Origin of the sequence: Pseudomonas oryzihabitans NBRC 102199 (assembly GCF_000730625.1) — a bacterium.
Taxonomy (GTDB): Bacteria; Pseudomonadota; Gammaproteobacteria; order Pseudomonadales; family Pseudomonadaceae; genus Chryseomonas; species Chryseomonas oryzihabitans.
The window spans coordinates 1-24,740 of sequence record NZ_BBIT01000001.1; the positions used below are offsets into that span (position 1 = coordinate 1).

The 24,740-nt window shown below is 63.9% G+C and carries 21 protein-coding genes; 11 read left to right on the forward strand and 10 right to left on the reverse strand.

Features of this window, described 5'->3' with window-relative positions:
* Window positions 1-302: 302 nt before the first annotated feature.
* The 3 genes from POR01S_RS00005 to POR01S_RS00015 form a co-directional block, all read right to left on the reverse strand.
* On the reverse strand, window positions 303-758 hold the full coding sequence (locus POR01S_RS00005; RefSeq protein WP_042132860.1) for a GNAT family N-acetyltransferase: 456 nt from the start codon (window positions 756-758) through the stop codon (window positions 303-305).
* A 48-nt stretch (window positions 759-806) separates the two neighbouring features.
* Window positions 807-1,940, reverse strand: coding sequence for a GGDEF domain-containing protein (locus POR01S_RS00010; protein ID WP_042132862.1), 1,134 nt, complete (start codon window positions 1,938-1,940; stop codon window positions 807-809).
* Between the two features lie 191 nt (window positions 1,941-2,131).
* Window positions 2,132-3,043, reverse strand: a complete 912-nt coding sequence (locus POR01S_RS00015) for a hypothetical protein (RefSeq protein WP_042132864.1) — start codon at window positions 3,041-3,043, stop codon at window positions 2,132-2,134.
* 504 nt (window positions 3,044-3,547) lie between these two features.
* On the opposite strand from POR01S_RS00015, the gene POR01S_RS23595 reads away from it, so the two are divergent.
* A complete protein-coding gene (locus POR01S_RS23595; protein WP_156044989.1) occupies window positions 3,548-4,447 on the forward strand; it encodes a GIY-YIG nuclease family protein in 900 nt (299 codons plus the stop codon).
* Between the two features lie 52 nt (window positions 4,448-4,499).
* Here the strand turns inward: POR01S_RS23595 and POR01S_RS00020 are convergent, their stop codons facing one another.
* The 3 genes from POR01S_RS00020 to POR01S_RS00030 all read right to left on the reverse strand — a co-directional run bounded on the left by POR01S_RS00020 (window position 4,500) and on the right by POR01S_RS00030 (window position 10,195).
* Window positions 4,500-5,750: a ribonucleotide-diphosphate reductase subunit beta gene (locus POR01S_RS00020; protein WP_042132867.1), complete on the reverse strand. Its 1,251-nt coding sequence runs from the start codon at window positions 5,748-5,750 to the stop codon at window positions 4,500-4,502.
* A 180-nt stretch (window positions 5,751-5,930) separates the two neighbouring features.
* Window positions 5,931-8,846, reverse strand: coding sequence for a ribonucleoside-diphosphate reductase subunit alpha (locus tag POR01S_RS00025; RefSeq protein ID WP_042132869.1), 2,916 nt, complete (start codon window positions 8,844-8,846; stop codon window positions 5,931-5,933).
* A gap of 608 nt (window positions 8,847-9,454) precedes the next feature.
* The gene (locus tag POR01S_RS00030) at window positions 9,455-10,195 is read right to left on the reverse strand and encodes a 4'-phosphopantetheinyl transferase family protein (protein WP_042132871.1); all 741 of its coding nucleotides are present in this window, start codon (window positions 10,193-10,195) and stop codon (window positions 9,455-9,457) included.
* 376 nt (window positions 10,196-10,571) lie between these two features.
* On the opposite strand from POR01S_RS00030, the gene POR01S_RS00035 reads away from it, so the two are divergent.
* Window positions 10,572-11,921, forward strand: coding sequence for a dicarboxylate/amino acid:cation symporter (locus tag POR01S_RS00035; protein ID WP_027598064.1), 1,350 nt, complete (start codon window positions 10,572-10,574; stop codon window positions 11,919-11,921).
* Between the two features lie 414 nt (window positions 11,922-12,335).
* Here the strand turns inward: POR01S_RS00035 and POR01S_RS00040 are convergent, their stop codons facing one another.
* The 3 genes from POR01S_RS00040 to fabA all read right to left on the reverse strand — a co-directional run bounded on the left by POR01S_RS00040 (window position 12,336) and on the right by fabA (window position 15,548).
* Window positions 12,336-13,550 carry a sugar MFS transporter gene (locus tag POR01S_RS00040; RefSeq protein WP_027601621.1) on the reverse strand — a complete coding sequence of 405 codons (1,215 nt, stop codon included), beginning with the start codon at window positions 13,548-13,550 and terminating at the stop codon, window positions 12,336-12,338.
* Window positions 13,551-13,803: 253 nt separating this feature from the next.
* Window positions 13,804-15,021, reverse strand: coding sequence for a beta-ketoacyl-ACP synthase I (gene fabB, locus POR01S_RS00045; protein WP_027598063.1), 1,218 nt, complete (start codon window positions 15,019-15,021; stop codon window positions 13,804-13,806).
* 11 nt (window positions 15,022-15,032) lie between these two features.
* Window positions 15,033-15,548, reverse strand: a complete 516-nt coding sequence (fabA, locus tag POR01S_RS00050; protein ID WP_007160484.1) for a 3-hydroxyacyl-[acyl-carrier-protein] dehydratase FabA — start codon at window positions 15,546-15,548, stop codon at window positions 15,033-15,035.
* Window positions 15,549-15,925: 377 nt separating this feature from the next.
* On the opposite strand from fabA, the gene POR01S_RS00055 reads away from it, so the two are divergent.
* From POR01S_RS00055 to POR01S_RS00080, 6 genes are read left to right on the forward strand one after another with little or no spacing between them, the layout of a single operon-like run.
* A complete protein-coding gene (locus tag POR01S_RS00055) occupies window positions 15,926-16,948 on the forward strand; it encodes an NAD(P)H-dependent glycerol-3-phosphate dehydrogenase (protein ID WP_042132876.1) in 1,023 nt (340 codons plus the stop codon).
* Window positions 16,949-16,979: 31 nt separating this feature from the next.
* On the forward strand, window positions 16,980-17,279 hold the full coding sequence (locus tag POR01S_RS00060) for a DUF4389 domain-containing protein (RefSeq protein WP_007160482.1): 300 nt from the start codon (window positions 16,980-16,982) through the stop codon (window positions 17,277-17,279).
* Window positions 17,276-17,731, forward strand: a complete 456-nt coding sequence (gene sixA / locus POR01S_RS00065) for a phosphohistidine phosphatase SixA (RefSeq protein ID WP_042132878.1) — start codon at window positions 17,276-17,278, stop codon at window positions 17,729-17,731. The genes POR01S_RS00060 and sixA overlap by 4 nt, the downstream gene beginning before the upstream one ends.
* Window positions 17,732-17,751: 20 nt before the next feature.
* Window positions 17,752-18,195: a hotdog fold thioesterase gene (locus POR01S_RS00070; protein WP_017641977.1), complete on the forward strand. Its 444-nt coding sequence runs from the start codon at window positions 17,752-17,754 to the stop codon at window positions 18,193-18,195.
* A 31-nt stretch (window positions 18,196-18,226) separates the two neighbouring features.
* Entirely contained in the window at window positions 18,227-19,108 is an 882-nt protein-coding gene (locus POR01S_RS00075) for an alpha/beta fold hydrolase (RefSeq protein ID WP_042132880.1), read from the forward strand.
* A 6-nt stretch (window positions 19,109-19,114) separates the two neighbouring features.
* Window positions 19,115-19,924, forward strand: coding sequence for a DUF4892 domain-containing protein (locus POR01S_RS00080; RefSeq protein WP_042132883.1), 810 nt, complete (start codon window positions 19,115-19,117; stop codon window positions 19,922-19,924).
* Here the strand turns inward: POR01S_RS00080 and POR01S_RS00085 are convergent.
* Window positions 19,921-21,111 (reverse strand): CynX/NimT family MFS transporter, encoded by a 1,191-nt coding sequence (locus tag POR01S_RS00085; protein ID WP_255211778.1) that lies wholly within the window; start codon window positions 21,109-21,111, stop codon window positions 19,921-19,923. The two genes, POR01S_RS00080 and POR01S_RS00085, sit on opposite strands and share 4 nt — an antisense overlap.
* A 343-nt stretch (window positions 21,112-21,454) precedes the next feature.
* On the opposite strand from POR01S_RS00085, the gene selD reads away from it, so the two are divergent.
* From selD to POR01S_RS00100, 3 genes are all read left to right on the forward strand, one after another.
* Window positions 21,455-22,489 (forward strand): selenide, water dikinase SelD, encoded by a 1,035-nt coding sequence (selD, locus tag POR01S_RS00090; RefSeq protein WP_027601626.1) that lies wholly within the window; start codon window positions 21,455-21,457, stop codon window positions 22,487-22,489.
* Window positions 22,489-23,589, forward strand: coding sequence for a tRNA 2-selenouridine(34) synthase MnmH (gene mnmH / locus POR01S_RS00095; RefSeq protein WP_042132886.1), 1,101 nt, complete (start codon window positions 22,489-22,491; stop codon window positions 23,587-23,589). The genes selD and mnmH overlap by 1 nt, the downstream gene beginning before the upstream one ends.
* Window positions 23,590-23,666: 77 nt before the next feature.
* Complete coding sequence (locus POR01S_RS00100) at window positions 23,667-23,957, forward strand: hypothetical protein (protein ID WP_042132888.1); 291 nt, start codon at window positions 23,667-23,669, stop codon at window positions 23,955-23,957.
* Window positions 23,958-24,740: the final 783 nt, after the last annotated feature.

The following is a 24,740-nucleotide window of genomic DNA, read 5'->3' on the forward strand; positions in this document are numbered from 1 at the left end:
CTACAAAACCCGTAGCGTGGAAAACGGCGCAGCCTTTTCCACTGACGCCCACAGCGCACGGCCCAAAGCTCCCACATGGACAAGCTTCGCGTTGTCCACCCTACAAAACCCGTAGCGTGGAAAACGGCGCAGCCTTTTCCACTGACGCCCCCAACGCAAGGCCCCAAAGCTCCCGCATGGACAAGCTTCGCGTTCTCCGCCCTACAAAACCCGTAGCGTGGAAAACGGCGCAGCCTTTTCCACTCATGCCACCAACGCACAACCCCAGAGCTCCCGCGTGGACAAGCTTCGCGTTGTCCACCCTACGCCTCCAGTCGCTTCTCCATGAACACGCTCAACGGATCCTCCCGATACGCCCCAAAAGGACCACGCCGCTGGTAACCCGCAGACTCATAAAGCCTCAAGGCCTCCGGCTGATAAGGCCCCGTCTCCAGTCGCGCCAGCTCACACCCGCGGCCTGTCGCTTCACGCTCTAGCTCCGCCAACAGGCGACCGCCCAACCCTTGCCCGCGACCCCTGGGGCTCACATACATCCGCTTGATCTCGCCATAGTCGTCCTGCAGCACCATGGCCCCACAGCCCAGGGCAGTGCCGCTGTCATCCCGGGCGACCAGGAACAGCACGTTCGGCTGCATGAGCGATGCGAGATTCAGGGCATGACGACTCTCGGGCGGATAGAGGCCGTCCTGATAGGCATCCAGTTCGGCGATCAGGGCGATCACCTCGGGTTGGTCGGGGGATTCGAGGGCGATGGGCATGGGGGCTCCGGTCAGGCGATCGCCCAAGCCTAAGCCATTAGCGCGGCTTCATCCCAGGCTCATCCGCAATCCATCCCGCCCGCCGCGCTTGGCGGCGTAGAGGGCACCGTCCCCGCGCTCCAGCAAGGCCGCCAGACTTTCCGGTGGCTGATCGAACAGCACCGCGCCGATACTCAGGGTGACGGGCTCGGGCGTCCGCAAGCGCTGCGCCGCCAGCTGGTTGAAGCGCTGGCGCAGCGTGTCTGCCAAACGCACGACATCCGCATCAACCGCCTCACCCAGCACCACCACGAATTCATCACCCCCCAGCCGAGCGGCCAGCGCCTGGCGGGGCAGGGTGGTGCGCAGCAGGTCGCTCAGGGCGATCAGCAGACCGTCACCGGCCGCATGGCCATGGAGGTCGTTCACCAGTTTGAAGTTGTCCAGATCGATCAGTAGCAGGGCGCCGGGTCGAGCCGGTGTCGCCTGGCCGAACAGTCGTGGCGCCTCGGCCTCCAGCGCCCGGCGGTTATAGAGGCCGGTCAGGGGATCGCTGCCGGCCAGGCGCTCGATATGCTGCTCGCGGCGATAGCGCACCGTGCCGGTCATCGACAGGGCGATCAGCATCACCGCCATCACCCCCTCCACCAGGGAGATCTGGATGATGGCGCCGCGATAGACCGCCAGATCGATCAGGGTGCCGGGGGTGAGCGGCGGAATCATCTTGGTCAGGTAGAAGAGACCATGGATCAGCAGCACCGCACGCAGCTGCCGTTCCCCGGCATTGCGCCGCCGCAACAGCAGACTCGCCCGTATCGCCAGGATGCCGATCAGGAATGACTGCACCACCAGCATCACCTTGGACCACCAGGCCTCGTTGGGCAGCAGCAGCAACCCCAGCCAGACGGCGGCGATGGCCCACCAGCCCAGACTCAGCCGCCGCCCGGTGAAGCGCGCCACGCCGAGCAGAAAGAGCCCATGCACGAAGATCAGCAGCCCATTAGCGAACCAGATGCCCACCAGCAGCAGCCCCTGGCTGCGCAACAGCGCCAGGGTGCTACCCACGCAAATCAGGGCAAAGCCCGTGCTCCAGTACAGCAGCGCCGACTCGCGCACCGACCGCCACTCGATGGCCAGATAGCCTGCCGCGGCAGCCGCCAGGGCGATGGTGAGGGTCAGCATGGTGGGGGCATCGAGTGCCATGGGCGAATCGGACCTGTCTGGATACGAGAAGGGCGCTCCCTGCTTGGGACAAGCGCCCGCCAAAGCGAAGCCGCACCGCAGTCTTATCGACACGGCAGGCGCGGGCTTGAGGCAGAGGATTGCGCGCCATGATGACGGGCAGATAACGCTAATTCAAACCTGACCTTTGGCTTAGGCAGTTGGCCCACCCGTTACTGGTGTTTCACCAGCGCTCGAATCGCCGTGGCCGGCAACCGCGCCGTGCTGCCATCCGCCAGCCGCAGGACGAAGGCCTCGCCCAGCGACCAGACCACCTGCACCTCCTTGAGCACGCACTGGTCATCGGTGGGCAGCACTCTGGCCTGCTCCTTGGCGCAATAGGAGGTGTCGAGCACGATCGCCTTGGCGTGGTAGTTACCCAGGCCCAGCGTCCTGACCATGGTCTCGGGCAGAGTGGTAAGCACACCGCTATAGCCGGCCAGAAAGAGGGCGAAGAACAGCGAAAACATCATCGCCGCCTTCCAGCCGGCGATGAACAGCATGGAAGTCATGGTCGTGACGAAGGCAATGATGAAGGGGGCGATGGCCAGAGCACCCCACTTGAGCAGCGGCTGCCAATCGCTCACCAGTGGATAGGCCTGCGCCAGCATCCAGAAGATGAACAGGCCAACGACCGTTGTCGGCAGGTAAGCCTCCCAGACGAACTTCAGAAAACTGAAGCGGCGCAAATCGAACAGCCCCTGAATGGCCATACCCGCCAGCAGCGTGATGGCGATGGGCGCATGAAAGGCGACGCTGAGGAAGAGTTCAGGATCGACTAGGAGAATGGCCGCATCGCTGAACCCCGCCAGCAGATAGGGCACGAAGAACACCAGCGTCATCAACAGCATGATCTTGCGAAAGCGCCCCTCGCCGCGATAGGGCAGGGCGTAGGTGATGTCTTCCTTGATCGCCGCCGTATTGATAAAGCGGTAATAGACCCAGGCCCCAGGCAGGAATAATGCGGCGACGAAGGCGCCTATGGTGAGGAAGCCCAGACAGGCAGCGGCCAGCAGCAACGACGAAAACTGGAAGAGATCGAAGCTCGGATAGAAGTGATTACGGGCGAAATAGGCCAGGAACATCCCGAAGCCGAGAGTCGGTAGCAATACCTCAGCTGATAGCGAGTCGTGGCCAGTTGGGCAGTCTTAGGACGTTTAAGAATGAAGTCCAAGATATCATCGTTGGGTGCTGTTTGATGGGGGTTTAAATGTATAGCCATCCTGGAATGGCAATATATCATATTGCTGTTTATAGGGTATTTATAGGGTAAATATAACGCAAGCTTTTTGTTGTAAAGGGTGCGTGACTGAGGTTAATCGGTTAATCGGTTAATCGGTTAATCGGTTAAGGGGTTTAGGTTCGTGCTATTATTAAAGGAATTGCTGTTGCTATTTGCGTATTTGAATGGTTTGCATTATTAATGAAGGTTAAAATTTAGTGGTAGATTGGTGGTGCCACTTGATGTCGAATATTAAGCTTTTCACAGCGCTCAAGTTGGTTATGACTTATATCGCCAACTTGAAAATAAATATTTTACTTGGAGAGATGTTGTGAGGTGGATATATTTGGGTGGCATGAAACGAGCGATGAATCATAATTTTGGAGGTGTCTATTTATTAGTGCATGAAGGTTTTTTGAATAGGGTGGTGTATGTTGGGGTTTCTGAATTTATTGGAAGGCGGATTTTTCAGCATTACCAGGGTTTTCTCAGAGGAAATAGATCTGCTTGGAAAGTAACGGATTCAGAAGATTTATATTTTCTAATGAGTTCAGTTGGTATAAAAAATTATATTAAGTATTTTAGGGGTTTGGCTTTGCAGGGGAAAGTCTGGGCATCAACAACATTGGATCTTGTCTCTCCAAAAAACTTGCTTATGCCAAAGCAGGATTTTGAATTAAGTTGGAGAGAGTATGTTGAGGATAAATATGTTCCTAGGTTGGGGGTTTGGGCTTTAAACGTTTCTCCATTTGATAGGCGGCGCTCTGTTCTGATAGAAAGTGCGATTCAGCAAAGGTTAGTCAGCGGCTTCTGGTTAGGTCGTTTTTTTAATCATAAAGATTATTCTGTTCTTGGAAAGATCGAGCGTAACTCCAAGATGGTTCGTATAAAGGAAAATATTGGTAATATTCCTGAGCTGGATGATGCAAGCAAGGTTTTTTTATCGAGCCTTTCAGATTCTAATTTGCCTGAGCTAGGCGTGAAATTGGCAAGAGCTCAGCTTTCTCCAATAATTAGAATTCGTGACAATCAAAGAAAAATAAGATTGGCCGCTATCGCGGCGGTAAAAGAACGCTATCCGCGACATGGATGGGAGTGGGGGTTAGTTGACGAAGAGAAGTTGAGAGTGATGTTGGTCGACTTTGAAATGAGCGTCGCTGAAATCGCTAAAGAACTTGGTAGGAAGCCCGGTAGTGTAAGAAAGCGAATAGATAGAAATGATAAATTCACTGCTGGTAGGTGGAGGCAAGATATAAAAAACTTATAGCTTTATATATCTTTTGAGTAAAAAAAGCCCCGCATAGCGGGGCTTGATTAGCTTAGTCCCAGCTCAACGCCCCACCAGTCTGATACTCGATCACACGCGTCTCGAAGAAGTTCTTCTCCTTCTTGAGGTCCATGATCTCGCTCATCCAGGGGAAGGGGTTGGTGGCGCCCGGGTATTCTTCCTTGAGGCCGATCTGGGTCAGGCGGCGGTTGGCGATGAACTTGAGGTAGTCCTCCATCATCGCCGCGTTCATGCCCAGCACGCCGCGGGGCATGGTGTCGCGGGCGTATTCGATCTCCAGCTGGGTGCCCTGGAGGATCATCTGGGTGGCTTCGTCCTTCATCTGGGCATCCCACAGCTGCGGGTTCTCGATCTTGATCTGGTTGATCATGTCGATGCCGAAGTTCAGGTGCATGGACTCGTCACGCAGGATGTACTGGAACTGCTCGGCGGTGCCGGTCATCTTGTTGCGGCGACCCATGGAGAGGATCTGGGTGAAGCCGCAATAGAAGAAGATGCCTTCCAGCACGCAGTAGTAGGCGATCAGGTTCTTGAGGAACTGGCGATCGGTCTCCGGGGTACCGGTCTTGAACTCGGGGTCGGAGATGGAGCGGGTGTACTTCAGGCCCCAGCTCGCTTTCTTCGCGACGCTCGGGATCTCGTGGTACATGTTGAAGATCTCGCCTTCATCCATGCCCAGCGATTCGATGCAGTACTGGTAGGCGTGGGTGTGGATCGCCTCTTCGAAGGCCTGGCGCAGGATGTACTGGCGGCACTCGGGGTTGGTGATCAGGCGGTAGACGGCCAGCACCAGGTTGTTGGCGACCAGGGAGTCGGCGGTGGAGAAGAAGCCGAGGTTGCGCTTGACGATGCGGCGCTCGTCCTCGGTGAGGCCGTCCGCGCTCTTCCAGGTCGCGATGTCGGCGTTCATGTTCACTTCCTGGGGCATCCAGTGGTTGGCGCAACCATCCAGATACTTCTGCCAGGCCCAGTCGTACTTGAAGGGTACGAGCTGGTTGAGGTCGGCGCGGGCGTTGATCATCTGCTTGTCGCCGACGTGCACGCGCGCGGAGGAACCTTCCAGGTCGTCCAGGCCTTCCTGGATGTCCAGCTCGTTCAGCGCGGCCTTGGCGCGGGCCACGGCGTCGGAGTCGTCGGCGGACAGGGCGCGGGCGTCATGGACCAGGGCGTCGCCCTCGGAATCCAGGCGCTCGGTCTGGGCGGGCGCCTGCTGGCCGGCGGCCTGCGCGGGCTTGGCGATGGCGGTGTCGTCGTCTTTGTCGAATTCTTCCCAGTTCAGCATGGGGTGTCTCCTGGGTGGCTGTGTGGTGGGGGTGGGGCGGCGGGCCCTCACCCTAGCCCTCTCCCGGAGGGAGAGGGGATCTAGAGCGGTGCGCGGGTGGGGGTTAGGCCCTCACCCTGGCCCTCTCCCAGGGGGAGAGGGGATAAAGAGCAGCCCTCTGCTAAGAGAGGGCTTGGGTACTTACTGGCAGGCTTCGCACTCGGGATCGTCGAGGCTGCAGGCCTTGGGCACCGGAGCCGGTGCCGCGGCGGGCGCCGCTTCGACCTTCTGCGCCGGGGCGGGGGCCGCGCTGGCCTGGACGCCGGTGATGGGGTCGGCGCTCACGGCGTTCAGCTTGCCGGTGTTGATGGTCGACTTCTCGGTGCTGGTGGCGGCCAGGGCACGGAGGTAGTAGGTGGTCTTCAGACCGCGGAACCAGGCCATGCGGTAGGTCACGTCGAGCTTCTTGCCCGAGGCGCCGGCGATGTACAGGTTCAGCGACTGGGCCTGGTCGATCCACTTCTGGCGACGGCTGGCGGCCTCGACGATCCACTTGGTCTCCACTTCGAAGGCGGTGGCGTACAGGTCCTTCAGATCCTGCGGGATGCGCTCGATCTGCTGCACGGAGCCGTCGTAGTACTTGAGGTCGTTGACCATCACCGAGTCCCACAGGCCGCGGGCCTTGAGGTCGCGTACCAGGTAGGGGTTGATGACGGTGAATTCGCCCGAGAGGTTCGACTTCACATAGAGGTTCTGGTAGGTCGGCTCGATCGACTGGGACACGCCGGTGATGTTGGCGATGGTCGCGGTCGGCGCGATGGCCATGATGTTGGAGTTGCGGATGCCTTTCTTGGCACGCTCGCGCAGCGGGGCCCAGTCCAGGGTCTCGGACAGGTCGACCTCGATGTACTTGGCGCCGCGCTCTTCGATCAGGCGCTTCTCGGAGTCGATCGGCAGGATGCCCTGGGACCACAGCGAACCCTGGAAGCTGGAGTAGCTGCCACGCTCCTCGGCCAGGTCACAGGAGGCCTGGATGGCGTAGTAGCTGATCACTTCCATGGAGGTGTCGGCGAACTGCACGGCGGCATCCGAACCGTAGGCGATGTGCTGCAGGTACAGCGCATCCTGGAAGCCCATGATGCCCATGCCGACCGGACGGTGCTTGAGGTTGGAGTTCTCCGCCTGGGGCACCGAGTAGTAGTTGATGTCGATGACGTTGTCGAGCATGCGCACGGCGATCTTGACGGTGCGGGCAACCTTGGCGGTGTCCAGCTTGCCGTCGACGATGTGGTTCACCAGGTTCACCGAACCCAGGTTGCACACGGCGATCTCGTCCTTGTTGGTGTTCAGGGTGATCTCGGTGCAGAGGTTGGAGCTGTGCACCACGCCCACGTGCTGCTGCGGGCTGCGCAGGTTGCACGGGTCCTTGAAGGTCAGCCACGGGTGGCCGGTCTCGAACAGCATGGACAGCATCTTGCGCCAGAGATCCTTGGCCTTGATGGTCTTGTGCAGCTTGAGCTTGCCGTACTCGGTCAGGGCTTCGTAGTACTCGTAGCGCTCTTCAAAGGCCTTGCCGTAGAGGTCGTGCAGATCGGGCACGTCGGCGGGGGAGAACAGGGTCCAGTTGCCGTCCTCGAAGACGCGCTTCATGAACAGGTCGGGGATCCAGTTGGCGGTGTTCATGTCGTGGGTACGACGACGGTCGTCACCGGTGTTCTTGCGCAGCTCGAGGAATTCCTCGATGTCCAGGTGCCAGGTTTCCAGGTAGGCGCAGACCGCGCCCTTGCGCTTGCCGCCCTGGTTGACCGCCACGGCGGTGTCGTTGACCACCTTGAGGAAGGGCACGACGCCCTGGCTCTTGCCGTTGGTGCCCTTGATGTAGGAGCCGAGCGCACGCACCGGGGTCCAGTCGTTGCCCAGGCCGCCGGCGAACTTCGACAGCATGGCGTTATCGTGGATGGCGCCATAGATGCCGGACAGGTCATCGGGCACGGTGGTCAGGTAGCAGCTGGACAGCTGCGGACGCAGGGTGCCGGCGTTGAACAGCGTCGGCGTGGACGCCATGTAGTCGAAGCTGGCCAGCAGGTTGTAGAACTCGATGGCGCGGGCTTCCTTGTCCTTCTCCATGTGCGCCAGGCCCATGGCCACGCGCATGAAGAACAGCTGCGGCAGCTCGAAGCGGGTGCCGTGGCTGTGCAGGAAGTAACGGTCGTACAGGGTCTGCAGGCCGAGGTAGGTGAATTGCTGGTCGCGCTCGTGATCGATGGCGGCGCCCAGCTTGGCCAGGTCGAAGGTGGCCAGTTTCGGGTCCAGCAGCTCCAGCTCCACGCCCTTGGCGACGTAGGCGGGCAGGGCCTTGGCGTAGAGGTCGGCCATCTCGTGGTGGGTGGCGGACTCGGCGACGCCGAGGAAGCTCAGGCCTTCGGCGCGCAGGCTGTCCAGCAGCAGGCGGGCGGTGACGTAGGAGTAGTTGGGCTCGCGCTCGACCAGGGTACGGGCGGTCATCACCAGGGCGGTGTTGACGTCCTTCTCGGCCACGCCGTCGTACAGGTTCTTCAGGGTTTCCTTCTGGATCAGCTCGCCGTTCACCTCTTCGAGGCCTTCGCAGGCTTCGCTGATGATGGTGTTCAGGCGGCCCATGTCCAGCGGCTGGGTGGTGCCGTCGGCCTTGGTCACGCGGATGCTCGGGTGCGGCTCGGCGATGTCGCTCGCGGCGCCCTGCTTGCGCTCCTGGCTACGGGCTTCACGGTAGATCACGTAGCTGCGGGCGACCTTTTGCTCGCCGGCGCGCATCAGGGCCAGTTCGACCTGGTCCTGGATCTCTTCGATATGGATGGTGCCACCGGAGGGCATGCGGCGCTTGAAGGTGCTGCTGACCTGGTCGGTGAGCTGCTTGACGGTGGTGTGGATGCGCGAGGAGGCCGCGGCGGTACCGCCTTCCACGGCGAGGAAAGCCTTGCTGATGGCCACGGTGATCTTGTCGTCGGTGTAGGGGACGACGGTACCGTTGCGCTTGATGACGCGCAGTTGACCGGGGGCGGTGGCGCCCAGGTCCTGGCTGGCATCTTGCGCCGGGCGGCCCTGCTGGGCTTGCTCGCGGGTCAGGTCGGTGTGCATGCGGAACTCCCTTGATCGGAAAGAGGGGATCGTCGGCGAGCCGGCGATCCGGAAGAGTGTCGGCCCGTGGGCCTGCGCGACGACTGCCTGTCGCGCCATTACCAATGAAGATTCCAACGAAAAGCCGTACCAGCGCCGATTCCCGCAGGAGCCGGCGTTCGGGGTCAGGGACCCTGGAAATTCATAATTCGGGCGACAGGATAAGCCCTCCTCGTTAGGGAAGACAGTCTTGACAGAGGGGTGTTTCGCCGTCCCACCCCATGCCGACGAACTGCTATATATGGTGGTGCGGGGGTGCAAGGGCCACTAGATGTCGCGTTTGTCACGTTTCCGGCTGTGGATAAGACGTGGATAAGCTGTTCGGGACTGGGGGGTATCCTGGGGGTGGTGCCCAGTCAGTGCGCGTGGAGGCTAGGATCAGAGCGAAGTGGTCAAATAACGTACAACGTGACTAGGCGGGTGAGACAAAAGCGTCACGGGATATACCGGTTCGCTATGAGCATTTTCTCCACCATAAGAAAACGTTCGATAGCCGCTGCGACGTTCTGCCCCGGCCAGCGTTTGTGCACCCGATCGACCGGACGACCCTTTCTCTATATAGGAGAGCCTCAGCGACGGGGCGCGATCAGCGTGAGCAACCGCCGTTCTTCGTCCAGGCGGTAGTGACCGCGCAGTGAGGTCCCGGCGGACCAGCGCGGCGACAACTCGATCAGCAGCCGAATATCGAAGGTCCCGCCGGGATCGGTGCCAAGGATCTCGGCATCCTGGAAGAAGAACATCTGCCCGACCTGGGGATGCAGCGCCTTGAACAGACTCTCCTTGGCGGAAAACGCCAGGGTGATGGCAAAGGCCTGCTGCGCTTCGTCCAGCGCCTGCACGCTTTCCCGTTCGGCCGGGGTGAGGATCTGGTCGGCCAGACGCAGGGCCTTGGCCGGTTCGAGCAGGGTTTCCACATCCAGGCCGAGACCCAGGTAGTCCTGGGCGCTGCCCACCGCCGCGGCTGCCCAGCCGTGACTGTGGGTGATGGCGCCGACCCAGCCGGCGGGCCAGGCGGGGCCACGATCCTCGCGGCGATGACCGGGTACCGCCGGCGCGCCACTGAGCTGCCGCAGGGCCTCGCGGGCGCAGAGACGCCCGGCCAGGTATTCGGCCTGGCGCTTGGCCACGGCGCGACGGATGTTGTCCGGCGGCAGGGCGCCCAGGCGCAGGGCGTCGCGCTCGAAGCTCACCTGGGCGGGATCGAAGCGGCAGTGCAGCAGGGCCAGGGCGTCGAACTCCTCCGCCAGCGGCGGCAGCGGCGCGGGCGCTGTGCAGCAGCCGGGCAGGTCGGTAGGGGGCAGGGCGGGCATCTCGGCCGGATACTCCTCGAAGGCGGCAACGGATCAGGGCAGGCGCCGCTGGAAGGCGCGCAAAGGATAGCCGACTACCGACGGCGACTGGCGGAAAACCGCCTCGCGCGGTGGGGGATTTCCGCCCCTTTTCGTCGGGTGGCGGGGTTCCGCCCACCGCTGGCAACTAGACTTTCGACTGAAAGGTGCATGAAAGCTGGCCCTTTGATTGCGCACCAAGAAGTGGAACGGCGATTGCTTATATCCAGCCAGATACTGGTGTCACCGTCGCGCGGCCGCCAGGTCCACAACAAAAAGCTCTCAGGATGAGAGAGCCAACTTCAGTCAGGTGCCCACTCAGACAGGACGTCAGGTAGTGGCCACAAGGGAAAGAGCCATGACAGCAACCGTCGACACAACAACAACTACCACAGCTCCCGCGCCCAAGCGTCCCGTCAAGCAGCCGCTCTACAAGAGTCTCTATTTCCAGGTGATCGTGGCGATCGTCCTGGGTGTGCTGCTCGGCCACTTCTATCCCCAGACCGGCGCTGCCATGAAGCCGCTGGGTGACGGTTTCATCAAGCTGATCAAAATGGTCATCGCGCCCATCATCTTCTGCACCGTGGTGACCGGTATCGCCGGCATGCAGAACATGAAGGCCGTGGGCAAGACCGGCGGCATGGCGCTGCTGTACTTCGAGATCTTCTCCACCATCGCGCTGCTGATCGGCCTGATCGTGGTCAACGTCGTCCAGCCGGGCGCCGGCATGAACGTCGACGTCAGCACCCTGGACACCAAGGGCATCGCTGCCTACGCCGCGGCTGGCGAGAAGCAGAGCACCATCGACTTCCTGATGAACATCATCCCGTCGACGGTCGTCAACGCCTTCGCCACCGGTGAGATCCTGCAGGTCCTGTTCTTCGCCGTGCTGTTCGGCTATGCCCTGCATCGCCTGGGCGAGACCGGTCAACTGGTGTTCAACTTCATCGACCGCATCTCCCACGTCTTCTTCAACATCATCAACGTCATCATGAAGCTCGCCCCCATCGGCGCCTTCGGTGCCATGGCGTTCACCATCGGCAAATACGGCGTCGGCACCCTGGTGCAGCTGGGCTACCTGATGGCCTGCTTCTACATCACCTGCCTGCTGTTCGTGCTGGTGGTGCTGGGTGCCGTGGCGCGCATGCACGGCTTCAGCATCCTCAAGTTCATCAAGTACATCCGTGAAGAACTGCTGATCGTGCTGGGTACCTCGTCCTCCGAGTCCGCCCTGCCGCGCATGCTGACCAAGATGCAGAAGCTGGGCGCCGAGAAGTCGGTGGTCGGCCTGGTGATCCCCACCGGCTACTCCTTCAACCTCGACGGCACCTCCATCTACCTGACCATGGCTGCGGTGTTCATCGCCCAGGCCACCAACACCCAGATGGACATCACCCACCAGATCACCCTGCTGCTGGTGCTGCTGATATCCTCCAAGGGCGCTGCAGGCGTCACCGGTAGCGGCTTCATCGTACTGGCCGCCACCCTGTCCGCCGTCGGTCACGTACCGGTCGCCGGCCTGGCGCTGATCCTGGGTATCGACCGCTTCATGTCCGAAGCCCGCGCCCTGACCAACCTGGTCGGCAACGGCGTGGCCTCCATCGTGGTCGCCAAGTGGTGCGGCCAGCTGGACGAGCAGACCCTGAAGACCGAACTCGCTCGCGGCCCGAACGCCGTCGAAGTCGAGGAAGCTCGCCAGCCTGCCTGAGCCTGACGCGAGGGCCGCTCCTGGAGCGGTCCCTGCGGTAACGACAAGACGCCCGTATCGAAAGATACGGGCGTTTTCTTTTGCCTGGGATCTGGCCGGAGCAGAGTGGCCGCGCCGCGTCAGGCCGTAAGGCCAGGCCCTTCGATTGGCAGGTATGGGAGAGCCCTCCAAGCCGGCTTGGCTACGCCGAGAGCGAAGGGCAAGACGGGGCCCTTCAGACGGCCCCTGCCGATGCTGCATGGCGGGAGGTACGGGGATGGCGCAGGATGGGTCAGATCGCGCGTGCAGGGTCGTACAGCCCGCTATCTGGCAGGTGCGCAGGTCGGTCGATCAGCCGGGAGATAAGGAAGGAGGAGGGCGGAGGGGTAGCGGAAGGGACGAAGCGCCGGCAGGCCGCCAGCGCTTCGGGGTGGATCAGCGACGCAGGGTGGGGCGATAGCCCATTACGCCGTAGAACAGGATGTAGAGGTAGCAGACCAGCGGGATCAGGAAGGAGGGCAGCAGGCCGATGGTGTCGGCGAAGTAGCCCTGGATGGCCGGCACCAGTGCGCCACCGACGATACCCATGCACAGCAGGCCCGAACCCTTGGAGGTGAACTTGCCCAGGCCCTTGAGTGCCAGGGAGAAGATGGTCGGGAACATGATGGAGTTGAAGAAGCCGATGGCCAGCAGCGCCCACATGGCGACCTTGCCACCTTGCAGCACGGCCACGGCCAGCAGCACGCCAATGGCGATGGCATTGAAGGTCAGCACCAGGTTCGGCCGCACCTTGGTCATGATCACGCCGCCGATGAAGCGACCGACCATGGCGCCACCCCAGTACAGGGACAGGTACTTGGCGGCGGTGGCGGCGTTCAGGCCAGCCACGTCCGGGCTTTCCATCAGGCTCACCAGATAGCTGCCGATGGACACTTCCGCACCCACGTACATGAAGATGCCGACCACGCCGAGCAGCAGATGGCGATAGGCCCAGACGCTGTTGGCGGTCAGGGCGTTCTCGTCGGTGGCGTTGTCCTGCTCGGTGTCCTTGATCTGCGGCAGGCGGAAGAGGCCGATGATCACCGCCAGGGCGACCAGCATGCCGGCCAGGATCAGGTAGGGCAGCTGCACCGAATGGGCGGCGGAGTCTTCACCGACCAGCGCCAGAATGGTCACTGCGCCCACCAGCGGGCCGACGGTGGTACCCAGGGAGTTGAAGGCCTGGGTCAGGTTGAGGCGCGAGGCCGCGGTTTCCGGCTTGCCGAGGATGGTGACGTAGGGGTTCGCCGCCACCTGCAGCACGGTGATACCGGCCGCCAGCACGAACAGGGCAGTCAGGAAGAAACCGTAGGAGTGGGCTCCGGCGGCCGGGTAGAACAGTACGCAACCGACGCCGGCGGTGAGCAGGCCGACGATGATGCCCTTCTTGTAGCCCAGGCTTTCCACCAGGCGACCGGCCGGGAAGGAGACGATGAAGTAGGCGGTGAAGAAGCAGAACTGGATCAGCGAGGCCTGCAGATAGCTGAGGGTGAAGACCGCCTTGAGGTGGGGGATCAGGATGTCGTTCAGCGAGGTGATCAGACCCCACATGAAGAACAGCATGGTGAGGACGATCAAGGGTCCGCGGTAGCTCTGGTTTTGATTGTGCATTGGGGCTCCATGGGTACAACAGTTTCTTGTTTCTGCCCGCTAGTTCGGACAGCGCTGTCTATGGCGGCTGCGCAGATACAGCGAAGCGGCGCGAGATTAAGCTATTCGTGCTGCTGAATCCATTCTTCCTGGAGGTTCGCAGGCGAAGTGCCGGCGCCTTCGACCGCGGGGCCCGTGACCGGTTCAGCGGGGCAGGGAGCAGAAATGAAAAACGGCGCCAGAGGCGCCGTTTGGGTCACACAAGCGAGGGCTATCAGCCCTGCCAGCGCTTGAGTACCAGGGTGGCGTTGGTGCCGCCGAAACCGAAGCTGTTGCTCATGATGAGGTCCAGCTTGGCGTTTTCCTTGGTCTCGCGCAGGATCGGCAGGTCGGCGACTTCCGGATCCAGTTCGTCGATGTTGGCCGAACCGGCGATGAAGTTGCCTTCCATCATCAGCATGCAGTAGATGGCCTCATGCACACCGGCAGCGCCCAGGGAGTGACCCGACAGGCTCTTGGTGGAGCTGATGGCCGGAGCCTTGTCGCCGAACACGGCGCGCACGCCCTTGATCTCGGCCACGTCGCCCACCGGGGTGGAGGTACCGTGGGTGTTCAGGTAGTCGATCTCGCCGTCGACGGTGGACAGCGCCTGCTGCATGCAGCGGATGGCGCCTTCGCCGCTCGGGGCGACCATGTCGTAGCCGTCGGAGGTCGCGCCGTAGCCGACGATCTCGGCATAGATCTTGGCGCCGCGGGCCAGGGCGTGTTCGAGCTCCTCGACCACCACCATGCCGCCGCCGCCAGCGATGACGAAGCCGTCACGCTTGCTGTCGTAGGCACGGGAAGCCTTTTCCGGCGTCTCGTTGTAGTCGCTGGAGAGCGCGCCCATGGCATCGAACAGCATGCTCTGGGTCCAGTGCTCTTCCTCACCGCCACCGGCGAAGACCACGTCCTGCTTGCCGAGCTGGATCTGCTCCATGGCCAGGCCGATGCAGTGGGCGCTGGTGGCGCAGGCCGAGGCTACGGAGTAGTTCAGGCCCTTGATCTTGAAGGGGGTGGCCAGGCAGGCGGAGACCGTGCTGCTCATGGTCCGGGTCACGCGGTAGGGACCGACACGCTTGACGCCCTTCTCGCGCAGGATGTCCAGGGCTTCCATCTGGTTGAAGGTGGAAGCGCCACCGGAACCGGCGATCAGGCCGGTGCGGGGGTTGGAGACCTGCTCTTCGGACAGACCGGAGTCCTTGATCGCCTGCTCCATCGCCAGATAGGCGTAGGCGGCGGCATCGCCGACGAAGCGCTTGACCTTGCGGTCGATCAATTCTTCGAGGTTCAGGTCGATGGAACCGGAAACCTGGCTGCGCAGACCCATCTCGGCATATTCCGGATTGTGACGGATGCCGGCACGACCCGCGCGCAGGTTGGCGGAAACGGTGTCTTTATCATTGCCCAGGCACGAAACGATACCCAGACCGGTAATGACGACGCGACGCATGCGAAAAGCCCTTAGAAGCTATCGGTGGAAGTGAACAGGCCGACGCGCAGACCTTCGGCGGAGTAGATCTCGCGGCCGTCCACGCTAACGGTGCCATCGGCGATGGCCAGAATCAGCGACCTGTTGATGGTGCGTTTGATATGGATATTGTAGGTGACCTTCTTGGCGGTCGGCAGTACCTGGCCGAAGAACTTCACTTCGCCAGAGCCCAGGGCGCGACCGCGACCCGGATTGCCCTGCCAGCCAAGGTAGAAACCGACCAGCTGCCACATGGCATCCAGGCCCAGGCAGCCCGGCATCACCGGGTCACCTTCGAAATGGCAACCGAAGAACCAGAGGTCGGGACGGATATCGAGTTCCGCCACCAGTTCGCCCTTGCCGTATTTCCCGCCTACCTCACTGATATGCGTGATCCGATCGATCATCAGCATGTTCGGTGCGGGCAATTGGGCATTGCCCGGACCGAAGAGCTCGCCACGGCTGCAGCGCAGCAAGTCTTCGTAGGTAAAGGCGTGTTGTTTGGTCATGCAAGCTCCTGTAGCTGGCCTAGGTCCAGGCTCTGGCGACTCCGAAGGTCGCTCTGGGTATGGCTTCGTGTAGCAGTAGACTGCCGGGGCATCGGGAAAGTCACAGGCCAGCGCCCCGCTCGTTAACGGACCATTGTGCACTTTTCGCAGTCAATTCTCCATCCTGGGCGCCCGCTCGGGGTCGCGCGCGCCCTGGGGCGACGCGGCGGGCAGCACCGGGAAAGGGGTGTTTGCCCACCCTAGATAAGTATTCCTCGGGCGTTTTCAATACCGTTCGGCCGATACGCGGCAGACCGTGAACCGGCCCTGAGGCCGGCGCGCGGCTACCGTATACTGAGCGACGAGGCCGCGTGATTGCGGTGAAGCCGAGAGTTTCGATGACAGTCCAATCCCCCATCGCCGTCCTGGGCGGCGGCAGCTTCGGTACCGCCCTGGCCAATCTGGTCGCCGAGAACGGGCTGCCGGTGCGCCTGTGGATGCGCGATCCGCACCAGGCCGAGACCATCCGCCGCGAGCGCGAGAATCCGCGCTATCTGAAGGGTATCAAGGTGCACGCCGCGGTCGAGGCCACCAGTGACCTGCAGGGCGCCATCCAGGGCTGCGAGCTGATCCTGGTGGCCCTGCCGTCGAGCGCGCTGCGCCAGGCCCTGGCACCCATCGCCCAGCAGCTGGAAGGGCGTTTCCTCGTCAGCACCACCAAGGGCATCGAAGCGCATTCCTTCATGCTGATGAGCGAGATCCTCGCGGAAATCGTGCCGCGGGCGCGCATCGGCATCATCTCCGGGCCCAACCTCGCTCGCGAGATCGCCGAGCACCAACTCACCGCCACCGTGGTGGCCAGCGAGGACGAAGAGGTGTGCCGGCGGGTCCAGGCGGCGCTGCACGGCCGCACCTTCCGCGTCTATGCCAGTGCCGACCGTCTCGGCGTGGAGCTGGCCGGCGCCCTGAAGAACGTCTACGCCATCATCGCCGGCATGGCCGCGGCCCTGGCGATGGGCGAGAACACCCGCAGCATGCTGATCACCCGGGCCCTGGCCGAGATGACCCGCTTCGCCGTGCAGCGCGGCGCCAATCCCATCACCTACCTGGGCCTGGCCGGGGTAGGGGACCTGATCGTGACCTGCTCGTCGGAGAAGAGCCGCAACTACCGAGTCGGCCATGCTCTGGGGCGAGGATTGACCCTGGACGAGGCGGTGGCGCAGATCGGCGAGACCGCGGAAGGCGTCAATACCCTGCGCGTGCTCAAGGAAAAAGCGGACGAGTTGGGCGTCTACATGCCCCTGGTCAACGGCCTCTATGCGATCCTGTTCGAGGGCCGCAGCCTGGGGCAGGTGATCGAGGCCCTGATGGGCGGCGAGCCCAAGACCGATGTGGATGTGGCGGACGCCCCCTTCAATTGAGCCGCTACACTGTCTGAAAAGAGGAATTCCCATGTCCCAACCCGAACATTCCCGCGAGCTGCTAGGCCTGCGCCTGATCTGGATGCTGCTGTTCCTGTTCGTCTGGCTGGGTGCGCAGTACGTGCTGGCGGTAGTGGTGCTGGTGCAACTGGTGGTGCGCCTGATCAAGGGCGAAGCCAATCCCGGTTTGACCGCCTTTGGCGCGGCCCTGGGCAGCTATCTGGCGCAGATCGTCCGCTTCGGCACCTTCGCCAGCGAAGTGAAGCCCTGGCCCTTCGCCGACTGGCCGGCCACCGAGCAACCCGACGACCGTTCCGCCACCGCGCCATGAAGCTCTGGCTGCTGCGGCATGGCGAAGCCGAGGCGCGGGCGCCCAGTGATGAGGTGCGCGAGCTGACCGCTACCGGTCGCGCCGAGGTGCTGCGCAGCGCCCTGCAGCTCAAGGGTGCCAAGTTGCAGCTCATCCTCGCCAGTCCCTATGTGCGCGCGCAGCAGACGGCGGCCCTGGTGCAACAGCAGCTGGGCTGGCCGGGCGAGTTGCGCAGCGTTTCCTGGGCCACGCCCGACGGCGAGCCGGAACGCGCCCTGGCGGAGCTGGCGCGACTGGAGGTGGAGGAGCTGCTGCTGGTGACCCACAATCCCTTCGTCGGTGAACTGGCCGGCTGGTTGCTGCACGGTCATCGGCAGGCGCCGGTGCCCATGAGTACCGCGTCCCTGCTGTGCCTGGAGGCGCCGCTGCCCCTGGCCGGCGGTTTCGATCTGGTCAGTCGCTTCCACGGCTGACGCCCTTGCAAGGAAAGTACATGAGCATCTGGCAGACCCTTCCGGATCCTGAGGACCTCGGGCGTGCGCTCGAGAACACCCTGGCCGAACACCTGGACATGCGGATCGAAGCCTGGGACGACAGCAGCCTGACCGCCAGCATGGTGGTCGACCGCCGCACCCACCAGCCCATGGGGCTGTTGCATGGCGGCGCTTCGGTGGCCCTGGCGGAAACCGTGGGCTCGATCGCCAGCATGCTCTGCGTGGATCGCTCGCGCTTCTATTGCGTGGGTCAGGAAATCAATGCCAACCACCTGCGGGGCGTGCGCTCCGGGCGGGTGACGGCGGTGGCGCGTCCCCTGCACCTAGGGCGCAGCAGCCATGTCTGGGACATCCGCCTGAGCGATGAAGAGGGGCGCCTGACCTGTGTCTCGCGGCTGACGGTAGCCGTGGTGCCCTTGCAGCGGGATGCCTCCCCGGCATGAAGCGCGCACTGGCACCCGCGGAGTGGAAATCATGACCGCCCAGGTGCAGGAATTGCGGCTGGAATTGCCCCATATCGAGTTGAGCGCCCGGGCCTTCGGTCCGGAAGATGGCTATCCGGTGCTGGCGCTGCATGGCTGGTTGGACAATGCCATGACCTTCGCCCAGCTCGCGCCACGGCTGCACGGCCTGCGCATCGTGGCTCTGGACCTGCCGGGTCATGGTCTGTCAGCCCATCGTCCTGCGGGCGTTGGGTATGCGATTCAGGACTATGGGCTGGATGTGCTCGCGGCCGCGCGACAATTGGGCTGGGATCGCTTCGGTCTGCTTGGCCATTCGATGGGCGCCATCGTCGGCGTCATCGCCGCCGCGGCCCTGCCGGAGCAGATCGAACGCCTGGCGCTGATCGATGGCCTGCTGCCCTATACAACGCCGGCAGAGGAGATCGCCGAGAAACTCGGCAAGGCGCTGCTGGCGGAGCTGGAGCTGCCCAACCGGCGCAAGCCGGTCTACGCCACGGTGGAAGACGCCGTAGCGGCGCGGCTGAAGGGGTCGCTGACGGTCAGTCGGGAAGCCGCCGAGCTGCTCGCCGAGCGTGGCTTGATGGCGGTGCCCGGTGGCTACACCTGGCGTTCTGATCCCCACCTGAGGCTGCCCAGTCGAATGAGGTTCACCCCGGAGCAGGCCGAAGCCTGTCTGCGCGCGGTGCGCTGCCCCACAGCCCTGGTGGTGGCCACGGGTGGCCTGGTGGCGCCCCATGCCGAGGCCATGCGCCTGGCGCGAGAACAGCCGAACTTCAGCCTTCACGAATTGCCGGGCGGGCACCATCTGCATCTGGACGATGCGGCGGGCGCCCAGGCCGTCGCAGATTGTTTCAATGCCTTCTTTGCCGCCGGCACCGGGCACGACGAATAATGCGGCATGCCTAGCCGTCTGTTCTGCCCGCGCTCCCGCTCCCTGCGACGCCTCCTGCTGATCGGCCTGCTGCTGTCCCTTGGGACGACGCAGGCGGAGGTGCTGCCGGAGATCGCACCCATGGACCATGCCCAACTGGTGCGCGAAAGCGGACCGGCAACCGCCGAACGCCTCTATCCGCTGGGGCCAGTCAGTCGCATCGGCGGTCGCCTGCGCCTGGAGGATTCGCTGCAGGTGGAGGGCCAACTCCAGACCCAGACCTTCGAGCTGGCCAGCGGCCATCCGCCGCTGGCACGGCTGGACAGCGAGCGGCAGCGCCTGCAGCAGCAGGGCGCGACGCTGCTCTACTGGTGCGAAGGGCGTGATTGCGGCGCCAGCAACGTCATCGCCAACAGCCTGCTGGGCGAGGCCATGCTCTATGGACCGGACGATCAGCAGGGGCTGCTGGTGCTGCAACTGGCGGAGCCGCAGACGGTGCTGACGCTCTATGGCATCACCCGCGGCAACCGTCGCGGCTACCTGCATGCCGAGCGGCTGCAGGCTGGCCAGCCTCTCCCTGAACTGTTGCCGAGCGCCGCCACCCTGCTCAAGGAGTTGCAGCGCGACGGTCAGCTGCTCCTGCCCGCCCTGGAGCGGGCCCCTGAGCAACCCTGGATCGCCCGGCTGGCGGCGGCCCTGGCGCTCAATGGCGATGTGGCGGTGACCCTGGGCGGCGACCAGGCAGACGCCTGGCAGCGTGCCCTGCGCGAAGCGGGTATCCGCGCGCCGCGGCTGCAGACCGAGGCCAGTCGAGCCGCCGGACTCTATCGCCGCTAGACGTCGTTGACGTAGCGGGTCCGCCCCGCACCCAGGCCGAACAGCGTGGCCAGCACGGCGATCAGGGTGAAGAGCACGCCCATGGGGGCCCAGCCGTGGGTGGCGTCGTGGATGATGCCCACCAGCAGCGGACCGAGCGAGGCCAGGCTGTAGCCCGCGCCCTGGGCCATGCCCGATAGCCGTCCGGCGGTTTCCGCATCCCGCGAGCGCAGCACCAGCAGGGCGAGCGCCAGGCTGAAGGTCCCGCCCTGGCCCAGGCCGAGTATCACCGCCCACAGCCAGAGACTGCCGACCGGGGCGTAAAGGCAGCCCAGCAGGCCGGCGAGGGTCAGACTCATCACCACCACGATGGCCAGGCGCTGGTCCTGGCCCCGCGTCGCCAGCCAGGGGGCGGTGAGAGCGCTGACCAGTTGGGTCATCACCGAACCCGACAGCATCAGGCCGGCCTGCACCATGCCCAGGCCGCGATCCATCAGCAGGGTGGGCAGCCAGCCGAAGACGATATAGGCCAGCGACGACTGCAGGCCCATGTACAGGGTGATCTGCCAGGCCAGCCGATTGCGCCACAGCGAACCGCCAGCCCCGCGGCGCGGTGCGATGGTGGGTGGCTGGCGCAGTTGCGGCAGCCAGACCAGCAGGGCCACCACGGCGACCAGGGCCCAGGTGGCGAGGGCCGGTTGCCAGCGGCCGTCGAAGGCCTCGGCGAGCGGCGCGGTGGCCCCGGCGGCCACGGCGGCGCCGATGCACAGCATCATGGTGTAGAGCCCCATCAGCTGGCCGGCCTGGGCGGGGAAATCGCGCTTGACCAGGGCCGGCAACAGGACGCCGAGGATACCGATGCAGGCGCCGGCGATCAGGCTGCCGAGAAACAGGCCCAGGGGCGGCAGCAGGCTGCGCAGGACGATACCAGCGGCCAGCAATGCCAGGATGGCGCCGAGCGTGCGTTCGCCGCCCCAGCGGCGGGCCAGGCGCGGAGCCAGGGGCGCGAACAACCCCAGGCAGAGCACCGGCAGGGTGGTGAGCAGGCCTATGGCGCTGCTGGAAAGACCCGTGCTGGCCTCGATCTGCCGTAACAGGGGCGCCAGGCTGGAGAGCGCCGGGCGCAGGTTGAGGGCGATGAGCATGAGGCTGGCGAGCAGCAGGCCGCGTTGCCAGGGGGTAAGGGCGGAGGAGGCTGGAGAAGACATGAGTACGGCTATGACCGGGGAAACTGGCAATGCTAGCGCACCCTGGCCATAACGCACGGCGCTTCCGTTCGCTACCCTTCAACGGGAAAAAATAGTTGGCGGACCGGCTAAAAAATCGCCAGTTCGTCCATCGCCGCACCGCCGCTCGCTTGTCCGGGGTCGGTTGGAGGTTTTCCACGAGGTTATCCACAGCAACTGTGGATTACCGCCAGAAAACAGCCCTTTTGCTTTGGCTGGCGATCTGTTAGGCGCGGTCGGTGCCCGCCGGCTGACGGGCATTTGCTACTATTACGCCCCTTCGCGCTGGCTGTCGAACCAGCGCCACCGCTGAACCGGAGTAACGATGACCGATCCCATTCGCCTCACCCAATACAGCCACGGCGCCGGTTGTGGTTGCAAGATCGCCCCCAAGACCCTGGAGACCATCCTGGCCGGCAGCGGCGCCCAGCACCTGGATCCGCGGTTGTGGGTGGGCAATGCCTCGCGCGACGATGCGGCGGTCTATGGCCTGGACGAAGAGCGCGGCGTGGTCTCCACCACCGATTTCTTCATGCCCATCGTCGATGATCCCTTCGATTTCGGGCGCATCGCCGCCACCAATGCCATCAGCGACATCTACGCCATGGGCGGCGACCCCCTGCTGGCCATCGCCATCCTCGGCTGGCCGGTCAACGTGCTGCCGCCGGAAGTGGCGCGCGAGGTCATCGCCGGCGGTCGCCGCGTGTGCGACGAAGCCGGCATTCCCCTGGCGGGCGGTCATTCCATCGACGCCCCCGAGCCGATCTTCGGCCTGGCCGTGACCGGGATCGTGGAAAAGCGCCATCTCAAGCGCAATGACACCGCGACCCTGGGCAGCCGCCTCTATCTGACCAAACCGCTGGGTATCGGCATCCTCACCACCGCCGAGAAGCGGGCGTTGCTGCGCCCCGAGGATCGCCATCTGGCGCGTGACACCATGTGCCAGCTCAATCGTCCCGGTAGCCGTTTCGGCCGCCTGGCCGGCGTCACGGCGATGACCGACGTCACCGGCTTCGGATTGCTCGGCCACCTGGTGGAGATGGCCGACGGCAGTGGCCTCACCGCCGAACTCGACTTCGCCGCCATTCCCCGCCTCGAAGGCGTGGATTTCTATCTGCAGCAGGGCTGCGTGCCTGGCGGGACCGAGCGCAACTTCGACAGCTACGGCAGCCGTATCGCCCCGCTGGACGAAGGCCGCCGCCAGCTGCTGTGCGACCCCCAGACCAGTGGCGGGCTGCTGGTGGCCGTGGCACCCGAGGGCGAGGCGGAATTTCTCGCCGTGGCGGCGGAGCTGGGCCTGGCCCTGCAACCCATAGGGCAGCTGGTGAGCCGGCGCGCCCATGCGGTCGAGGTGGCCTGATGATCCAGCGTGAGGATGCCCGCGACCTGCGGGCACTGTTCCTGAGCGATGTCCCCCTGGTCGATGTCCGCGCCCCCGTGGAATTCGCCAAGGGCGCCTTTCCCCAGGCCACCAACCTGCCGCTGATGAATGACCTGGAGCGCCAGCGCGTCGGCACCCGCTACAAGCAGCAGGGTCAGCAGGCGGCGCTGCAACTGGGTCACCAGCTGGTGTCCGGGGCGGTGAAGGAGGCGCGCATCCAGGCCTGGGCCGACTTCGCCCGGGCCCATCCGGAGGGCTACCTCTATTGCTTCCGCGGTGGCTTGCGCTCCCAGATCAGCCAGGAATGGCTGCGCAGCGAAGCCGGCATCGCCTATCCACGGGTGGTGGGTGGCTACAAGGCCATGCGTACCTTTCTCATCGATACGCTGCAGCAGGCCCTGGCCGAGTGCGGCTTCGTGGTGGTCGGTGGCATGACCGGCACCGGCAAGACCGAGGTGGTGGCCCAGCTCGACAACGCCGTCGACCTCGAAGGCCATGCCAATCACCGCGGCTCCAGCTTCGGCAAGCGGGCCACGCCCCAGCCGGGCCAGATCGATTTCGAGAACAGCCTGGCCATCGACCTGCTGCGCCGCCGTCATGGGGGGCAGGCGCAGTTCGTGCTGGAAGACGAATCGCGCCTGGTCGGTCGCTGCTCCCTGCCGCTGGAATTGCACCAGGGCATGCAGCAGTACCCGCTGGTCTGGCTGGAAGACAGCCGGGAAAACCGCATCGAGCGCATCCTGCGCGACTATGTCATCGACCTGGCGGCGGAATTCGTGGCCCTGCACGGCCCCGAACAGGGCTTCGGCCTGTTCGCCGAACAGCTGCGCAAGAGTCTCTCCGGCATTGCCAAGCGTCTGGGGGGCGAACGCTTCCAGCGCCTGTCGGCCATTCTCGAGGACGCCCTCGCCGAGCAGGAGCGCTCGGGCGACGTCGCGGCGCATCGCGGCTGGATCGAGGGTCTGCTGGCGGAATACTACGATCCCATGTACGCCTATCAGCGCGAGAGCAAGGCGTCCCGGGTGATCTTCAGCGGCGACCAGGCCGCGGTGGTCGAGTTTCTGCGCAACCGGCGCTGAACAGTGCTTGGGGGTGGCGGTCTACGCTGCGGTTATCCGGCCGTTCCGGCCGGTTGCAGGTGCAAGGAGAAAGAGAGATGAAAGCGAAACTGGTTCCCGTCCTGGCCGCTATGCTGGCTGCCGTGGTGCTCGCTGGCTGTTCGGGCAAGGTGGTCAATCGCGACAGCTGCGCCGCCCAGACCCGTTCCGCCTGGCAGGAACTCGACCTGGCCAAGGCCGAAGGCTTTTCCGGCACGGTGAGCTACTCCAAGGCGCTGGCCTTGCTGTCCACCGCCAAGACGCAGCAGCAGGTCGAGGCCTACACCGGTTGCGTGAAGAACGCCGAAAAGGCGCGCTTCTACATTCGCGAGTCCCGCGCCGGTCGCTGATCGCTCGGCTCCCTGGCCAACGGCCGCCGTCCAAAGCGACGCCGACATAACCGCGCGCGACGGATAGTGGCGGTTTGCTCCGCACCCTCTCAAGAATCGGCTTCTGCAGACGACAGCGTCGGTAGAACTCATTTTGTCGGGGTGCGGTATGAAAGGGATTGCGCGCTATCGCCTGGCCAATTGGCGAACCGCGACCAAGCTGGCGGTGGGCTTCGGGCTGGTGCTGCTGCTGACCCTGGTGGTGGCCCTGCAGGGCGGGCTCGCACTCAAGGATGTCGAGCATAGATTCGGCTCCCTGCGCGACATGGCGGCGATCAACCGGCAGGTGATGCAGGTCCGCGCCCTGGAGCAGGGCTTTCGCCTGAGTGGCGAGGCCGCCCAGGCCGAGCATCTACGGCAGGCCCTGCCGGCAGTGCTCGAGCGGTTGGGACAGCTGGAGGCCGAGGTGGGCAGTGCCAACGCTGTCGACCTCGGCGCCGCCCGTGAGGCCATCCAGGCCTATGGCGCTGCCTTCGCCGACTTCGAACGACTCCACACCTCGCGCCGTCTGGCCATGGAGGGGGCCGCCTTTCTGGTAGAGGGCGCGGCCAACAGCCTGGACATCCTCCAGTCCGGTCTGCTGGATGACGGCGCCTATGCCCTCAAGGATTCCGGCGGCAAGCAGGGCGCCGAACTCCTGACCCTGTCGCAGCAGGTCGGCGAACTCTATCGCCTGATGCTCAAGAGTCTTGACGAAGCCCAGGCACGGGCCGGCAAGAGCACGGTGGACGACCAGCCGCTGCC